At 66.0% G+C, this 15993-nt stretch carries 14 protein-coding genes; all 14 read right to left on the minus strand.

The window, feature by feature from the left end:
* Positions 1 to 30: 30 nt before the first annotated feature.
* Entirely contained in the window at positions 31 to 1362 is a 1332-nt protein-coding gene (locus L0977_RS15315; protein WP_234265723.1) for a Glu/Leu/Phe/Val family dehydrogenase, read from the minus strand.
* A 164-nt stretch (positions 1363 to 1526) separates the two neighbouring features.
* The gene (locus L0977_RS15320) at positions 1527 to 3317 is read right to left on the minus strand and encodes an ABC transporter transmembrane domain-containing protein (RefSeq protein ID WP_234265724.1); all 1791 of its coding nucleotides are present in this window, start codon (positions 3315 to 3317) and stop codon (positions 1527 to 1529) included.
* 41 nt (positions 3318 to 3358) lie between these two features.
* Positions 3359 to 4267, minus strand: coding sequence for a cell envelope integrity protein TolA (gene tolA / locus L0977_RS15325; RefSeq protein WP_234265725.1), 909 nt, complete (start codon positions 4265 to 4267; stop codon positions 3359 to 3361).
* Between the two features lie 19 nt (positions 4268 to 4286).
* On the minus strand, positions 4287 to 4733 hold the full coding sequence (locus L0977_RS15330) for an ExbD/TolR family protein (protein ID WP_234265726.1): 447 nt from the start codon (positions 4731 to 4733) through the stop codon (positions 4287 to 4289).
* A gap of 16 nt (positions 4734 to 4749) precedes the next feature.
* Complete coding sequence (gene tolQ / locus L0977_RS15335) at positions 4750 to 5454, minus strand: protein TolQ (protein WP_234265727.1); 705 nt, start codon at positions 5452 to 5454, stop codon at positions 4750 to 4752.
* Positions 5455 to 5488: 34 nt separating this feature from the next.
* A complete protein-coding gene (locus L0977_RS15340; protein WP_234265728.1) occupies positions 5489 to 5896 on the minus strand; it encodes a YbgC/FadM family acyl-CoA thioesterase in 408 nt (135 codons plus the stop codon).
* Positions 5897 to 6099: 203 nt separating this feature from the next.
* Positions 6100 to 7320 carry a pyridoxal phosphate-dependent aminotransferase gene (locus tag L0977_RS15345; protein WP_234265729.1) on the minus strand — a complete coding sequence of 407 codons (1221 nt, stop codon included), beginning with the start codon at positions 7318 to 7320 and terminating at the stop codon, positions 6100 to 6102.
* A gap of 17 nt (positions 7321 to 7337) precedes the next feature.
* The gene (gene nusB, locus L0977_RS15350) at positions 7338 to 7847 is read right to left on the minus strand and encodes a transcription antitermination factor NusB (RefSeq protein WP_234265730.1); all 510 of its coding nucleotides are present in this window, start codon (positions 7845 to 7847) and stop codon (positions 7338 to 7340) included.
* Positions 7847 to 8311 (minus strand): 6,7-dimethyl-8-ribityllumazine synthase, encoded by a 465-nt coding sequence (ribH, locus tag L0977_RS15355; protein ID WP_234265731.1) that lies wholly within the window; start codon positions 8309 to 8311, stop codon positions 7847 to 7849. The genes nusB and ribH overlap by 1 nt, the downstream gene beginning before the upstream one ends.
* An 18-nt stretch (positions 8312 to 8329) precedes the next feature.
* Positions 8330 to 9460, minus strand: coding sequence for a bifunctional 3,4-dihydroxy-2-butanone-4-phosphate synthase/GTP cyclohydrolase II (gene ribBA, locus L0977_RS15360; RefSeq protein WP_234265732.1), 1131 nt, complete (start codon positions 9458 to 9460; stop codon positions 8330 to 8332).
* On the minus strand, positions 9457 to 10104 hold the full coding sequence (locus L0977_RS15365; protein ID WP_234265733.1) for a riboflavin synthase: 648 nt from the start codon (positions 10102 to 10104) through the stop codon (positions 9457 to 9459). The genes ribBA and L0977_RS15365 overlap by 4 nt, the downstream gene beginning before the upstream one ends.
* 56 nt (positions 10105 to 10160) lie before the next feature.
* Complete coding sequence (gene ribD / locus L0977_RS15370; protein ID WP_234265734.1) at positions 10161 to 11324, minus strand: bifunctional diaminohydroxyphosphoribosylaminopyrimidine deaminase/5-amino-6-(5-phosphoribosylamino)uracil reductase RibD; 1164 nt, start codon at positions 11322 to 11324, stop codon at positions 10161 to 10163.
* A gap of 65 nt (positions 11325 to 11389) precedes the next feature.
* Entirely contained in the window at positions 11390 to 11857 is a 468-nt protein-coding gene (locus L0977_RS15375; protein WP_326491076.1) for a type IV pilin protein, read from the minus strand.
* 24 nt (positions 11858 to 11881) lie between these two features.
* The gene (locus L0977_RS15385) at positions 11882 to 15991 is read right to left on the minus strand and encodes a pilus assembly protein (protein ID WP_234265735.1); all 4110 of its coding nucleotides are present in this window, start codon (positions 15989 to 15991) and stop codon (positions 11882 to 11884) included.
* Between the last annotated feature and the right edge of the window lie 2 nt (positions 15992 to 15993).

A 15993-nucleotide genomic window follows, 5' to 3' on the forward strand; every position in this document is an offset into this window, starting at 1 on the left:
AGTGAGCGTCATGCGCGAACCGCTTTCCTGTCAGGGGTACAGGCCGCGCATCTCGCGCGCGTGCAGGATGCGCTGGCAGGCGACAATGAAGGTCGCTGTGCGCAGCGATACCTTGTTCTCCTGGGCCACCTGCCAGACGCCTGCAAAGGCTTCCTGCATGATGCGCACCAGGCGGGCATTGATCTCGTCCTCTGTCCAGAAGAAGCTCGAGAAGTCCTGCACCCACTCGAAATAGCTGACCGTCACGCCGCCGGCGTTGGCGATCACGTCGGGCAGCACCAGCACACCCTTGTCGTTGAGGATGTCGTCGGCCTCCGGCGTCGTCGGGCCGTTGGCGCCCTCGATCACCATCTTGGCCTTGATGCGGCCCGCGTTGCCCTTGTGGATCTGGCCTTCAAGCGCTGCCGGGATGAGGATGTCGCAGTCCACGCTCCAGAAGTCGTCGTTGGCCATCGTTTCGGCGCCGGCAAAGCCGCCGACCCCGCCTGTCTGCTTGACGTGGGCGAGCAGGGCCGGCACGTCGAGGCCATTCGTGTTGAAGATGGTGCCGGTGTGGTCCTGCACGGCCACGACCTTGGCCCCGGCTTCGGCAAACAGCTTGCCGGCGATACCACCCACATTGCCGAAGCCCTGGACCGCCACGCGCGCACCTTCGACGGGCAGGCCGGTGAGCTTGGCGGCCTCGATGCCGACGGTGAACACGCCCCGGCCGGTGGCCTCGACGCGGCCCAGCGAGCCACCCAGGTCCACTGGTTTGCCGGTCACCACGCCGGTGGCGGTGGCCCCCACGTTCATGGAATACGTGTCCATCATCCAGGCCATGACCTGCCCGTTGGTGTTCACGTCGGGCGCCGGAATGTCCTTGGAGGGGCCGATCAGCAGGCCGATTTCGCTGGTATAGCGGCGCGTCAGGCGCTCCAGCTCGCCGCGCGAAAGCTGCTTGGGATCGACACGGATGCCACCCTTGGCACCGCCGTAGGGCACGTTCACGGCAGCGTTCTTGACCGACATCCACGCCGACAGCGCCATCACTTCCGAGAGCGTCACGTCCTGGTGAAAGCGCACACCGCCCTTGCCGGGGCCGCGGCTGAGGTTGTGTTGCACACGGTAGCCCTCGAAGTGGGCGATGGTGCCGTTGTCCAGCTCGATCGGCACGTCCACGACCAGAATGCGTTTGGGGCGCTTGAGCGTTTCCACCCAGCGCGCGAGCGGGCCCAGGTAGGGTGTCACGCGGTCGACCTGTTGCAGGTAGGTGCCCCAGGGCCCGAGGTGGTTCGGGTCCAGATAGGAGGGCAGGGCGTGGGTGAAGGCGGCCGGCGAATTCGTGGCCGCAACCGGGGTGGAAGAGGGTGCTTGTGACATGGGCGAAAAGCTCCGAAGGGGTTCGTCGCCCCTTGTGGAGCCGACGGATCGAGAGCTTACGCAGGCCTTTTCAGCCTGTCCAAGGCCGGCTTGGCTGGACGTTATGCGTCAAACGCATAGTCGTGCGCTCGCCGTGGTGACCGGCGCCAACGCAGGCTGTCTGGTCAGCTGAACTGCAGGGCGGCCAGCCGTGCGTAAAGACCGCCAGCCGCGACCAGTTCGGCATGGGTCCCTTGCTCGACGATGCGGCCGTGGTCCAGCACCACAATGCGGTCGGCCTGCTGCACGGTGGCCAGGCGGTGGGCGATCACCAGGGTGGTTCGGTCCTGCATGGCCGAATCGAGCGCGGCCTGCACGGCCCGCTCGCTTTGCGCGTCCAGCGCGCTGGTGGCCTCGTCGAGCAACAGCAGGGGCGGGTTCTTGAGCATGGCGCGCGCGATGGCGATACGCTGGCGCTGACCACCCGACAGACGCACCCCACGCTCGCCCAGGAAGCTGGCGTAGCCTTCCGGCAATTCGCGGATGAAGGCGTCGGCATGCGCGGCGCGGGCGGCGGCGACCACCTCGTCGTCGCTGGCATCGGCACGACCGTAGCGGATGTTCTCCATCGCCGTGGTGGAGAAGATCACCGCATCCTGCGGCACCACACCGATGCGCGCGCGCAGTGCCTGCAGATCCATCTGGTCGATGGGCACGCCGTCCAGCACGATGCGGCCCGCCTGCGGATCGTAGAACCGCAGCAGCAGGCCCAGCACCGTGGTCTTGCCGGCGCCGCTGGGCCCGACGAGTGCCACCGTGCTGCCCGGCGTCACGGCCAGCGAGAACCCGCTGAGCGCCGCCTGCGCCGGGCGCGAGGGGTAGTGGAAATCCACGCTGTCAAAGACCAGTTGTGAGCCGCCCACGGGCAGGGGCGCCTCTCGCGGCTGGGGGGGCGACTGCACGGGCGAGCGCAGGGCCAGCAATTCCATCAGCCGTTCGCTGGCGCCTGCCGCGCGCAGCAGGTCGCCGTAGACCTCGCCCAGCACCGCCACGGCGCCGGCAAAGATGATCACGTACAGCACCGCCTGTCCCAGTTGGCCGGCGCTCAGTTGCCCGGCCAGCACCGCCTGCGTGCCCTGGTAGAGCCCCCAGAGAATGAGGGCCGCGTTGGCGATGATGATGAATGCTACCAGGAAGGCCCGTGCGCGGCTGCGGCGCACGGCGGTGGCAAAGGCGTTTTCCGTCGACGCGGCAAAACGCCGGGTTTCGTGTGCTTCGCCGGTGAAGCTCTGCACCACGGGCACCGCGCCCAGCACCTCGGCTGCGATGGCGCTGGAATCGGCGACGCGGTCCTGGCTGGCGCGCGACAGCCGGCGCACCCGCCGCCCGATGGCAATCGCCGGCAGCACCACCAGCAGCACGACGGCCAGCACGGGCACCATCACATAGGGGTGGCTGATCACCAGCATCAGCAGGGCGCCGATGCCGGTGACCGCGTTGCGCAGCCCCATGGAAAGCGAGGAGCCCACCACGGTCTGCACCAGCGTGGTGTCGGTGCTCAGCCGCGAGACCACCTCGCCGGTTTGCGTGGTTTCGAAAAACTGCGGGCTTTGCCGGAGCACGTGGGCGTAGACCGCGTTGCGCAGATCGGCCGTGATGCGCTCGCCCAGCCAACTGACCATGTAAAAGCGCGAGGCCGACGCCACGCCCATCAGCACCGCCACGCCAAAGAGCTGCAGGAAGTGTCCTCGCAGCGCCAGCGCCTGCGCGCCCCGGTCGGTCGCCTGGCCGGACGTCAGCCCGCCATCGACCAGTTGCCGCAGCGCAAGCGGAAACAGCAGCGTCGCGGCCGCGGCCATCAGCAGGAACAGCAGCGCCAGCGTCACCTGCCAGCGGTAGGGGCGGATGAAGGGCAGCAGGCCGCGCAGTGGTGCGGCACTGGCCGCGCGGGCGCGATCCGGGTTGGGGGTGCTCATCGGGGGGATTGTGGCCGGATGGGCCCGCAGGGGCGGGCCGCTCAGTCCCGCGGGCGCATCACGATGGTGATGACGGCAGGCACGCTGCCATCGACGTCGCGCGGGAGCATGCCGGTGCGGTCGATGGCGCGCAGGGCGGCCTGGTCCCATTCGGGATCGCCGCTGGAGCGCACCACGCGGCGGGCGGTGATGGTGCCGTCGGACGCGGCGCGCACTTCCACTTCGGCACGCAAGGAGGCCGGGAATTCCTGCTGGTAGATGATGTTGGGCCGGATGCGGGCCACCACGCGCCCGGCGTAACCCGATGAGGGGCCGCTGCTGCGCTGGGCGGTGCCGGTGGCTGTGGCGCCCCCCGTGGCGCCGGCCTGACCCATGATGCGGCGCAACTGCTCTTCGCGTGCGGCCTGGGCGGCCTTGTCGGCGCGGCGCTGCTCGTCGGCCTCGCGCTTTTGCTCGGCGAGTTTCTTTTGTTCGGCTTCTTTCTTCTTTTTGTCTTCGGCCAGCTTTTTCTCGCGCGCCGCCTTTTCTGCCTTTTCGCGCTTGTCGGCCTCTGCCTTGGCGCGCTGCTTTTCCTGCGCCAGGGCTTCGCGCCGCTGGCGCTCTTCTTCCTGCTTCTTTTTCGCCTGGGCGGTGGCGATCTCGGCGTCCTTGACCTTCGGCGGTGCCGGGGGGGCAGGTTGGGGCACCGGCTTGGGTTCCGGTTTCGGTGCGGGCGGGGTTTCGGGTTCCGGCGGGGGTGGTGGTTGCACGGGAGCCGGGGCGGCCTGGCGCGCCGTGGGGGACCAGATCTCGGTTTCGAAGGCCACCAGGACCGGATCGTCCCGCCATTGGATGCCCCAGGTCAGGGCCGCAATGAGCAGGCCGTGCACCACCAGCGCCAGGCCGACCGGCCCGGTCCAGCGACCGGCCTGTGGGGGCTTGAATTCCAGGCTTTCGGCGGTGGCCTTCATCACAGGGCTTCCAGCGGCGTCAGCGCGAGGTCTTGACCGCCAGGCCGATCGGTCCGATGCCCGCTTCGCGCAGGGTGCTCATGGCGTTGACCACGGCTTCGTACTGCACGCCCTTGTCGGCGCTGATCATGACCGCCACCTTGGCATCGGGGGCGGTGTCGATGCGCGCGCGCCACTGCTGCACTTCGCGCGCCAGTTGCGACAGCTTGACGGTGTTGCCGTCCTTGCCGGACGGGCCTTCGCGAACCTCGATGGTTTCGTTTTTTTCGATGATGACGCTGACGTACTTGGCCGGTGGCCGGCTGGCCGACTCGCCGGCGCTGGGCACTTCGATCTGGCTGGGCGTGATCAGCGGCGCCGTGACCATGAAGATGATCAGCAGCACGAGCATCACGTCGATGAACGGGACCATGTTGATCTCGTTCTTGGTGCGGCGGGCGCGTCCGCGGGAAGAGGCGGCGGGCATGGGCGTCGGCTCCGCGTCAGTGCCCCGAAGCCGAAGCCGAGGCCGGCTGGTGACCCAGGTTGCGCTGCAGGATGTTGGAGAACTCTTCCATGAAGGTCTCCAGCCGGATGGCGACGCGGTCGACGTCGTGCGTGAAACGGTTGTAGGCGACCACGGCCGGGATGGCGGCAAACAGGCCGATGGCGGTGGCCACCAGGGCTTCGGCGATACCGGGCGCCACCGTGGCCAGGGTCACCTGGGCCAGCGCCGCGAGGCCGGTGAAGGCATGCATGATCCCCCAGACCGTGCCGAACAAGCCCACATAGGGTGCGACCGAACCGACGGTACCGAGGAAGGACAGGTTGGACTCCAGCGTGTCCAGCTCGCGCTGCAGGCTGGCGCGCATGGCACGGCGGGCGCCGTCGAGCAGCGTGCCGCTGTCGTTGATGCGGCGCTCTCGCAGCTTGTTGAATTCGCGCATGCCGCTGGCGAAGATGCGCTCCATCGGGCCGCCGTGGCGGGCGCTCTGGGCGGCGGCGACATACAGGTCGTTGAGGTTGGTGCCGGACCAGAACTCGCGCTCGAAGTCGTCGTCGTGCGCCTTGACGCGCTTGATCGCGAAGACCTTGCGGAAGATGGCGGCCCAGCTGATGACGGACATCAGCACCAGCAGGACGACCACGGCCTGGACCACCCAGCTGGCGTGGAGCAGCAACTGGACGATGGAGAGATCTTGCGGCATGGTTTCTAGAGCGGAGGTGGCGGGAAAAAGTTCGTCAGTCGGGCGCGGCTTGCAGGCGCTGCAGCACGCTGGCGGGAATGCGCGCGGGCCGCAAGGTCTGGGCATCGACCCAGCCAGCGCGGACTTCGCCTTCGCACAGCAAAACGGGCGGCTCGCCCTCCTGCTGCGGTTTCAGGAGCGCGCTCTGCACAATGGTAAGGGAGGCTTTGCCCACCTCAGTGGCCTGCGCGGTAACCAGAAGCAAATCGTCCAGGCGGGCGCTGCGCAGGTAGCGCAACCGGCAGTCGCTGACGACGAACATGCCACCGGCTTCGTCGCGCAGTGCGCGTTGGTGCACGCCACGCTCGCGCAGCCACTCGGTGCGGGCGCGTTCGAAAAACTTGAGGTAGTTGGCATAGAAGACGATGCCGCCAGCGTCGGTGTCTTCCCAGTAGACGCGCACGGGCCAGGAGAAAGTGGACCCCCACGCTCCACCGCTGCGCGGGTCGCTGCCCCCCGAGGGGGCTGATCCGGCTTGGGAACGGCCCGGCGCCGGATCGGTGGACCCCCACGCTCCACCGCTGCGCGGGTCGCTGCTCCCCGAGGGGGCTGATCCCGCTTGGGAACGGCCCGGCGCCGGATCGGTGGCCCCCACGCTGTGCGCGCTCACAGCGCGGCCTCCAGCCGGGCAATGGCTTCCTGCAGCTGCGGCAGGGCATTGGCGGTGGAAAAGCGCAGCCAATGCTGTGGGTCGGCGACGCCGAAATCGCGCCCCGGTGTGGTGGCCAACTGGGTGCGCTTCATGAGCTCGAAGGCCAGGGGCCAACTGCCGCCAGGCGTGTTGCCCGTGGGGTCGGTGCTGATGCCCCAGCGCTGGCACAGGTTCCGGACGTCGGCCCAGGCGTAGAAGGCGCCGTCGGGCATGACGGGCACGGTCAGGCCCAGGCGGTTGAGTTCGGGAATGAACCAGTCGCGCCGCGCCTTGAATTCGGCACGGCGGCGCTCGTATTCGGCCAGGCTCTCGGCCTCGAAGCAGGCCAGCGCCGCGTGCTGGGCGATGGTGCTGGCGCAGATGAACAGGTTCTGCGCCAACCTCTCTACCGGCGCCACCAGCGCAGGGGGCAGCACCAGCCAGCCCAGGCGCCAACCCGTCATGTTGAAGTATTTGCTGAAGCTGTTGACGCTGATGATTTGTTCGCCCAACCCGTCGGGCAGGCCCAGGGCGCTGTGGCCGTAGGCGTCCTCGTAGCTCAGGCCCAGGTAGATCTCGTCCACCAGGGTGATCCCGCCGCGCTCGCGCACGAAGCTGGCCGTGCGCTCCAGTTCGTCGCGGGCGATGCTGGTGCCGGTGGGGTTGGAGGGGGAGGCCAGCAGCACGCCGCGCGTGGATGGGCCCCACGCGGTTTCGACCTGGGCGGCGCTGAGCTGGAAGCGGCTGTCGGCCCCGGTCGGAATCAGCACAGGTCGCCCTTCGGCCGCCTGCACGAACTGCCGGTTGCAGGGGTAGCAGGGGTCGGGCATCAGGATGTCGTCACCCGCCTCAATCAGCGCGAGGCAGGCCAGTTGCAGCGCGGCCGAAGCACCGGCCGTGACGACGATGCGGCCCGGATCAACCTGCAGGCCGAAGCGGCTGGCGTACCAGCCGCTGATGGCTTCGCGCAGCGCGGGCAGGCCGGTGGCGGGCGTGTACTGGCTGCGGCCATCGCGGATGGCGCGCTCGGCGGCGATCTGCACCAGCGGTGGTGCGGTGAAGTCCGGCTCGCCGATGTTCAGGTAGATCATGGGGCGGTCGCCGGCCTGGGCCCGGGCTGCCATCTCGCTGGCGGTCTTGGCCAGCTCCATGACGTAAAAGGGCGCCACCCGTTGGGCGCGTTGGGCGATCCGCATGCTGCGTGCGCCGACGGTCAGGCCGCTTCCGGGCTGCCGTCGGCCGGCTTGCGGGGACTGCGCGGGCGGGGGGCCGCAGCCGTTTCCACCGGGCGCAGCTTTTCGGCCAGCGGGTGCAGCACGCCGTTGACGTATTTGTGGCCGTCGGTGCCACCGAAGCTCTTGGCCAGTTCGATGCATTCGTTGAGCACCACGCGCCAGGGCACGTCGGCGCAGTGGCGGAATTCGTACACACCGATCCACATCACGCCGCGTTCGATGGGCGAGATTTCGGCCAGCTTGCGGTCCAGCAGCGGTTCGATCAGGGCGTCGGCCTCTGCAGCTTCGGCAATGCAGCCGTGCAGCAGCGCGTCGTAGTGCACGCTGTCGGCCTTGTGAAAGCCCGAGAGGTCGCGCGTGAAGACGTCGATGTCGGTGGCCTCGTTGCGGCCGACAATGTGCTGGTACAGCGCCTGCAGCGCGAATTCGCGTGCGCGCGTCCGTGCCGATTTGTCCGAGGCCTTGCGGGGCTTGGTGTCGGTGTTCATCAGGCCAGTTGCTCCAGCAGATGCGCCATTTCAATGGCCACGCGCGCGGCGTCGCGGCCTTTTTCTTCCTGGCGGGCCACGGCTTGGGACACGTTTTCGGTGGTCAGGATGGCGTTGGCGATCGGGGTGTGGGTGTCGAGCGAGACGCGCGTGACGCCGGCACCCGACTCGTTGGACACCAGCTCGAAGTGGTAGGTCTCGCCACGGATGATGCAACCCAGCGCGATCAGGGCGTCGTATTCGTCCTGCTCGGCCATGGCCTGCAGCACCACGGGCACTTCCAGGGCGCCGGGCACGGTCACGCGCTTGATGTTCTTTTCCTGCACCCCCAGTGCCAGCAGCTCGGCGTGGCAGGCTTCGTACAGAGCGTTGGTGATGCCTTCGTTGAAGCGGGCCTGGACGATGCCGATGGAAAGCTTGCGGCCATCGAGCGGGCCGGAGGTGCCTTTGTCTGCGCCAAACATGGTGGAATCCGTTGAGAGTTACTGATCTCGGCCGAGATAGCCGGTGATTTCGAGGCCATAGCCGGCCATGCTGGGCATGCGGCGCGGCTGGCCCATCAGGCGCATGCGGTGCACACCGCATTCGCGCAGGATCTGGGCGCCCACGCCATAGGTACGCAGGTCCATGCGGCCGCGTTCGGGCGCCTGGGCCGAGCGGGCCGTGCCTTCGAACTGGGCCAGCAACTGCGCGGCGGATTCGCCGCAGTTGAGCAGCACCGCCACGCCGGCACCCGACTGGCCGATGTGGCGCAGGCTGGCTTCCAGGCTCCAGCTGTGCATGGAACGGTCGATTTCGAGCGCATCGAGCACCGACAGCGGCTCGTGCACCCGCACGTCCACCACAGCGTCGCTGTCCCATTGCCCGTTCACCAGGGCCAGATGCAGGGCGCCGCTGGGCTCGTCGCGGAAGGCGTGCGCGGTGAATTCACCGAAGGCGGTGTGCAGCGGCCGGCTGCCGACTTTCTGCACCAGGCTTTCGTGGCGGCTGCGGTACTGGATGAGGTCGGCGATGGTGCCGATCTTCACGCCATGTTCGGCGGCAAAGAGCTGCAGATCGGGCAGGCGGGCCATGGTGCCGTCGTCCTTCATGATCTCGCAAATCACGGCGGCGGGCGAACAGCCGGCCATGGCGGCCAGGTCGCAACCCGCTTCGGTGTGGCCGGCGCGCATGAGCACCCCGCCTTCCACCGCTTGCAGGGGGAAGATGTGGCCGGGTTGCACCAGGTCTTCGGCACGGGCATCGGGGGCCACGGCGGCTTGCACGGTGCGGGCGCGGTCGGCGGCGGAGATGCCGGTGGTCACGCCTTCGGCGGCTTCGATGGACACCGTGAAGGCGGTACCCATCTTGGTGCCGTTGCGCGGCACCATGGGTGGCAGCCGCAGGCGCTCACAGCGCTCTTTGGACAGTGTCAGGCAGATCAGGCCACGGCCGAAGCGGGCCATGAAGTTGATCGCCTCGGGCGTCACATGGTCGGCAGCGAGGACCAGGTCGCCTTCGTTCTCGCGGTCTTCCTCGTCGACGAGGATGACCATGCGGCCGGCACGGATGTCGGCCACGATGTCTTCCACCGGGGAGATGGCCACAGGCCGCAGGGTTTCAGGGGCGTTCATGCGGTTTCCTTGAGGGAGGCGGGGCCGGCAGCGGTCAGCATGCGCTCGACGTAGCGGGCCACGGTGTCGATTTCGAGATTCACACCGCTGCCCGCCTGGAGATCGCCCAGGGTGGTGTGCTCGACGGTGTGGGGAATGATGTTGATGCTGAAAGCGCAGCCGGCGGGGCTGTCTTCCACGGTGTTGACCGTGAGGCTGACCCCGTTGACCGTGATCGAGCCTTTGTAGGCCAGGTACTTGCCCAGCTCGGGCGGCGCCTGCACGCGCAGTGTCCAGCTCTCGCCCACCGCGGTGAAGGCGATCACCTGGCCGATGCCGTCAACGTGTCCGGAAACGATATGGCCACCCAGCCGGTCGCTGGCACGCAGCGCCTTTTCCAGGTTCACACGCCGGCCGGCTTCGGCCAGGCCGGTGGTGCGGGTCAGCGATTCGGCCGAGATGTCGATGGTGAAGCGGTGCGCCGGCACGTCCAGCGACGTCACCGTCATGCAGGCCCCGTTGAGGGCGATGCTGTCCCCCAGACCCACATCGTCCAGAAAGCCGGCCGGTGTTTCGAGGGTGAGGCGTTTGCCATGCTGGGCGGATGCGCCCAGTTCGGACAGGGCGGCGATACGCCCCACTGCGGTGATGATGCCGGTAAACATCCGGCTATTTTCGCAGGGTTTGTGCCGGCTTGCCCGACCAGGGCTGGCGCGGGCGGTCAGGCGGCGGTTTGGGGGTGCAGAAAGCCTTCGTGCCCGGCCACGCGGGCGAGGATGCGCAGGTCGTTGCCGACGCGATCCATCGCGGTGAAATGCAGGGGCGTGCCGTCGTCCAGGCGGTGGAAAGGCCCCAGGCTGGCGAGGCCCCGGCCTGAGCCCAGCAACTGCGGTGCCAGATAGACCAGGCACTCATCCACCAGCCCTTCGCGCAGGAACGAGCCGTTGAGCTTGTGCCCAGCCTCCAGGTGGAGTTCGTTGACTTCACGCCGACCCAGCTCGCGCAGCAGCGCGGGCAAAGCCACTTTGCCGCCAGGGCCGGGCAGGCTCAGCAGGGTGGCACCGCGCGCCAGCAAGGCCTGGCCACGCGCCTGTGCCGTGGCATCGTCCAGCGCATGGGCCACCAGAATCTGCCGGCTCAGGCCGTGCGCCGGCGGCTGGAACAGCCGGGCATCGGGAGAGAGCTCCAGGCGGCTGTCGACCACCACCAGATGCGGCTGGCGTGGGGTGGGGGCCAGCCGCACATCCAGCACAGGGTCGTCCTCCCGCACGGTGCCGATGCCGGTCAGCACGGCGCATGCACGCGCGCGCCAGGCGTGCCCGTCGGCGCGGGCCGGCTCGCCCGTGATCCACTGGCTGACACCGTTGTCCAGGGCCGAAATGCCGTCCAGCGAAGCCGCCATCTTCATGCGTACCCACGGCTGGCCGCGGATCATGCGGCTGAAAAAGCCGATGTTCAGCTCGCGCGACGCCCGCGCCAGGTCGCTATCAGCGGGCAACACCTCGACAGCGATGCCTGCAGCGCGCAGGCGCTCGACACCCCGGCCGGCTACCAGGGGGTTCGGGTCCACCGTGGACACCACCACGCGCGCCACGCCAGCGGCGATCAGCGCGTCGCAGCAGGGTGGGGTGCGGCCGTGGTGGGAGCAGGGCTCCAGCGTCACCCAGGCCGTGGTGCCATGGGTGCTCAGGCCGCGTGCCTGCACATCGCGCAGCGCCATCACTTCCGCATGCGGCCCGCCTGCGCGTTGGGTGTGCCCCTGCCCGATCACCAGACCGCTGGCATCGGTGAGCACGCAGCCGACGCGCGGGTTGGGGTTGGACAGATGCAGCGCCTGGGTGGCCTGTTGCTGGGCGAGGGTCAAGGCAGAGAGAGCGGCGGGCATGGGGGTGAGGGGGCAAGAAAAAGCCCGACCTGCCGAGGCGGGTCGGGCCCGGGGGCTGGAGGGTATCAGCCCTTGAAACAGTCCGCCAGCTCACTGCCGCTGGCGTTGTTGCTGACCGAGCGGGCACCCGTTTGCGTGATGCTCAGATCGCCGCAACGGTCGCCGCTCATGCTGCCGGTACGCACGGCGCGCAGGGTATAGGTCGTTTCGGCCGTGGCTTCATCCACCGCGTCGCCGTTCTCGATCAGCGTGATGGTGTAGGCGGCGGCGCCTTCCTTGGGGGATTGGGCCATGCTGGCGGGCAACTCCGCGCCTTTGAACGTGTCCTTGGCGCTGTAGAAGCGGCGCATGAACTGGTCGGCCTCCATCAGGGCTCGCTGCGCATCGGCCCGGCGTGACGCCTTCACGTGTTCGGTGTAGGACGGCAGGGCAATGGCCGCCAGGATGCCGATCACGGCCACCACGATCATCAGTTCGATGAGGGTGAAGCCTCGGTATCGCTGGGGTTGCGCCGGAGCGGACGGGAGTGGCAATCGCTTCTTCATGGTCACTGGGCCTCAGTTGGAAGGCGGGGTGCTGAGCTGGTATTGGGTGCGACTCCAGCCTGGAACGGGGCAATAAACACCCAAAGCGACACTGCCATCTTCAGTACCTACGGCGAATTTGGTTTCGTTTTCACAGTTCTGCTGCTTGGGGAGAGATTCTCCGTCACCACCAGGCATGCCCCCGTCCCCCCGACCTCCTGTGGGAGTACTGCCACCAGTAGGGGTGTCACTGAGGAGTGCCACGCCACGCGAGTATCCTCCACTATCGATCAGCACCATGGACACATTGTCCAGCTTGCCGTCGTTGTTGGTGTCGAACGAGTACTGCGAAGCACCGTCGATGGCACGCAGACCGTAGATGTAGTTCTTGGGCAGGCCTGAAATCGAGCAAGTCTCGTCTTCGGCATTTTCCGGCGGGGCCACCACGGTGGTGTTGATGAACACGCTGGTGCTCACATTGCGGATCTGGTCGAGCGAGCGTTCACCGGCATAGGTGTGGCCCAGAGCAAAGGTCCAGCCCCGGTGCACTGTCCAGTCGATCTTGTCGTTGCTGGTCCGGCTGTAGGTGCGGTCGTTGTTGGTGACGTTGGTACCACCGACAATGCCGCGCACGATCAGATCGCTGACCGAGGGGGGCGTGTAAGGAGAGGCATCGTCTTCACCAATCGGTGTCGGGTCCCAGATGCCGTAGATTGCTTCTGTTTTGTTAGGCTCGGTGGCGTCGGTGATGTCGGAGTCCTCCAGCAGAATGCCGGTCGCCACGACCACCACGGTGCCTTTTTCTGGGTGGGCCTGCCAGGCCGGGGCACTGTAAATCGGACGGTTGTTGGCGGTGGTGAACAGCGGGCGGTTGTAGGAAACGCGCCAACTGCTCGGTGCACCCCGCAAATCGAAGCGCCACAGGTTGCCGTTGGCGTCACCCGCATAGGCGGCCACAATGCGCTTGTCGGCATTGCGGAGCAAGGTCACGCCGCTCAAGCCGCGACCTGCGGAATAGCCCGAAGGCAGGGGGATGCGTGCAATCACGGCACCGGTCATGGGGTTGAGCGCCACCAGACCATGTCGGCTGCCATCCGAATAACCGTTGTAGTGGCCGCTGTTGATCAGCACGACCCAGGTGCCGTTTTCGGTCTGACCACTGCGGGACGGATGGGTGATGTGGCCCAGAGCGAATCCGGTGGTGTTGAGCACATTGGTTTCGGTGGTACTGCCCACGGTTTGCGGGCCAGACGTGGGGCCGGTTTCCCACAGATAGTCTTGGCGGGTCGGGATCCGGTTGCCCGCATCGGCGGTTCCATTGAGCGGTGAACGCAAGGCATAGATCAGCTTTTCACCCCGACCCCCCGAACCCACGGCAATGTGGTTCCAGCGCGTCCCATCGTAAATGTCGTGTTCGCTCAAGGGCCCATCGAGGACATATTCGAAGGTGTAAGCGTCGCGCGCATAGTTCAACAAGCGCTTCATGCTGCGCCGCGGCATGAAGGCGGCCAGCTCGTTACCGTCCTGGGCGTCCAGGTTGTGCACCACGCCCGCGTTGGTGGCCACGAACAAAGAGGCCGGGTAAGCCACCTTGCGCGTCAAGAAATCCAAATATTGACCGCTGCCGGAAACCGTGCCTGAGAGGTCGTATTCAAAGTCACGCGAGCCGCCCATGTAGATGGATGGAGGGTTCACCATGGCGCCGATGAGGCTGTTGCGCTGTCGGAAAAGTTTGCCTTGGGCATCGGCCACAGGGTCCGCGCCACGCAGGTAGTTCACGAAGTTGGCATTGTTGGGAACCCGGGCCGCGTCGCTGCCGTATTTCAAGCTCGCCTGGACATCGGTAGGCAGGCCGGAGAAATTGCCGCTAAAGCTGATGCCGCCACCGTTGGTGCTGGAATAGGTGAAGACATTTCGGCTGCCATAGGCGGGCAGCTCCTCGGAGGCGGTCCATTTGGTGACCGGGAGATCGCTGGCGTCGCGCACCACGTTGCCGTTGGCATCGAGCTCCTGCGCCGAGATGTCGCCCGAGTTGTCCTGGGTCTTGTAGCTCACGCTGTACTTCAGGCGCCCGGCAATGGTCGAGGCTGTGGAGGCATCCGTGCTGACCGCAACGCCGGCATCGCGCCCGGCCGAGTTCAGGATGTCGGCGAGCACGGTGTCGAAAATGTTTCGCACGTCGTCTGCCGTCTGGGCGCTGAACCCCTTTCCACCTCCGGTGTACCCTGCCTGGATGAAGTCATCTACCCGCGTCTGGTCATCGGCGGTGCTCGCATTGACGTCGCCGGTCGCCCAGGTGGGTTTGGTGGCGCCAGCGTAGCCGGTGCTGGCGTACTGGGTGGTGTAGTTGTCGATCTGGCCGAAGGTCAGGCCACTGGTGGCGCCTTGCACATTGCCACTGGGCCGAATCAGGTACCCGACGGTGTAGGTGGCAACGTTTTGCCAGAAGGTGGGCTGTCCGGTGTCCGTGAGAATTTCATTGTTCAGGGAACTGCGCAAGTCTTCGTGCCAGTAGTACTTGGCGGCCAGGTCAGCCAGTCCGCCCGTCGCGGTACTCGGATAAGGCACATACTGCTTGCGGCCCGCTGCCGTATTCACACCCGTGGGGCGATAGCGGAAAGACTCGGTGCTGCCATCGGCCCGGGTTCGGGTAAATGTCGGCCCCTGCGTATTGTCAAAATCCTCGCCCGAGATGGTGGAGGTGCCCGAGTTCCAGGCACCGTCCGAAAACAGCAGGTTGAACGACCTGCGGCAGCTCATTTCCTCGTTGCCGGAACTCGCCGGCGCTGCCGGATTGCGTGCCCAAGGATTTTCTGCAGTCGTGGACTGGACCTTGTAATAGTTGGCCACCTTGTCCAGAACGTTGTGCAAAGGCGTGCCGCCATGGGGCGCAAACATTCGGTGGGCGGTGAAATTGTTGAAAGTGGGGCTGTTGCCGGAGTTCGAGTTGCCGTTCTGGGTGCCATCCTGGTCGTACAGCCAGGTATAGAGTCTTTGGGTGTTGGTGCTGTCTTTGGTGTGCAGCCGAACGCCACGCAACAGATTGAGGTTGTTGTCTATGCCGGGGGTTTGATTGATCGGCGAAATGGTGGTGTCACTTCGGCGATTGATCGAAATGTAGCCCAGGCGCAACTGGTCGTAATAATCGTTATTGGCCAGGGCTTGGCCGATGGCGGTGGCGACCGCAGGTGCTCGGAAAGCATAGTAGCGGTACCAGTTCAGGATGTTGGTTGCTTCCTGGGCATTGGTACAGGTCGACCCATTGCAATCTGTCCGCTGGTGATCGGACGGCAAGGTGATGGTCGAGGGCGACCCTCCTCTGCGGAAATTGACCGTTGTGTAGCTGGCGCAACCCATCTGCAGCCCTGCGACCGTGGTGACATTGCTGCAATAGTTGTAGGTGAATGCCGGGCTGGAGGAGCTGCTGTAGCGGCCGGTGCCCGTTTCTGGATAAGTGATGTGCTGAGGTATTCTTAAGTTGTAGGAAAGACCATAGACCTCTGTCCAGCCGCTGGAGACGCTGGGATTGCTGGCATACATTGAATGGGTTGTGCGGATCTGATTTGAGTTTGAATTGTTCTTATATACTCGATAGTCAAAATTTGCACTGTTCTGATTCGATATGAAATATACGCCGTCTTCGGATTCCAGTGGGGTGCCGTTTGCACTGACCCGTGGTCTGTAGGTTATTCTGGGGTTGTAATAGATGGGGTTGACCTCGGCGGCCCTTTGTGCTGCTCCAGAGTTGGAGACATAGGCTCTCGGACTGAATTGGACGGAAAGGTTGTTGTTGTAATAATAATTGTTTCCGGATTGGTAGATGCAGCGATTGCTGTTGCGAAAGTCGGCAATGCCGCCTTTTATCCATGCGCCCGTCAGGTCGCTCCAGTACTGGTCGGGGCAGCGCCGCACTTCGTATTGGCTATTGCTGTCCGTGGAGATGCCATAGGTCTCGTGATAAGTGAATGCCATCGACCCGGAGTTGTCCAGGCTGATCATCAGATTGGGTTTGGCGCCGGTTTGCACCGCCAGCAGAGGCTTTTGTGCCGGCTCCAGCGTTTGGGCCAATACGGAGGCAGACAGCGCGCCCATGGCCAGGAAAAAGGATGCAGCTTTCATGCGGTGAAAGGGGTGGTTTTTCATGA

Source organism: Hydrogenophaga sp. NFH-34, assembly GCF_021401345.1.
Lineage (GTDB): Bacteria > Pseudomonadota > Gammaproteobacteria > Burkholderiales > Burkholderiaceae_C > Hydrogenophaga > Hydrogenophaga electricum.

Bases quoted from the DNA above. Each gene is read 5' to 3' on its own strand.
- L0977_RS15315 (WP_234265723.1), bottom strand. From the start codon at position 1,362: ATGTCACAAGCACCCTCTTCCACCCCGGTTGCGGCCACGAATTCGCCG.
- ribD (WP_234265734.1), bottom strand. From the start codon at position 11,324: ATGCCCGCCGCTCTCTCTGCCTTGACCCTCGCCCAGCAACAGGCCACC.
- ribH (WP_234265731.1), bottom strand. From the start codon at position 8,311: ATGTTTGGCGCAGACAAAGGCACCTCCGGCCCGCTCGATGGCCGCAAG.
- L0977_RS15345 (WP_234265729.1), bottom strand. From the start codon at position 7,320: ATGCGGATCGCCCAACGCGCCCAACGGGTGGCGCCCTTTTACGTCATG.
- L0977_RS15330 (WP_234265726.1), bottom strand. From the start codon at position 4,733: ATGCCCGCCGCCTCTTCCCGCGGACGCGCCCGCCGCACCAAGAACGAG.
- tolQ (WP_234265727.1), bottom strand. From the start codon at position 5,454: ATGCCGCAAGATCTCTCCATCGTCCAGTTGCTGCTCCACGCCAGCTGG.
- L0977_RS15385 (WP_234265735.1), bottom strand. From the start codon at position 15,991: ATGAAAAACCACCCCTTTCACCGCATGAAAGCTGCATCCTTTTTCCTG.
- L0977_RS15365 (WP_234265733.1), bottom strand. From the start codon at position 10,104: ATGTTTACCGGCATCATCACCGCAGTGGGGCGTATCGCCGCCCTGTCC.
- L0977_RS15320 (WP_234265724.1), bottom strand. From the start codon at position 3,317: ATGAGCACCCCCAACCCGGATCGCGCCCGCGCGGCCAGTGCCGCACCA.
- nusB (WP_234265730.1), bottom strand. From the start codon at position 7,847: ATGAACACCGACACCAAGCCCCGCAAGGCCTCGGACAAATCGGCACGG.
- tolA (WP_234265725.1), bottom strand. From the start codon at position 4,267: ATGAAGGCCACCGCCGAAAGCCTGGAATTCAAGCCCCCACAGGCCGGT.
- ribBA (WP_234265732.1), bottom strand. From the start codon at position 9,460: ATGAACGCCCCTGAAACCCTGCGGCCTGTGGCCATCTCCCCGGTGGAA.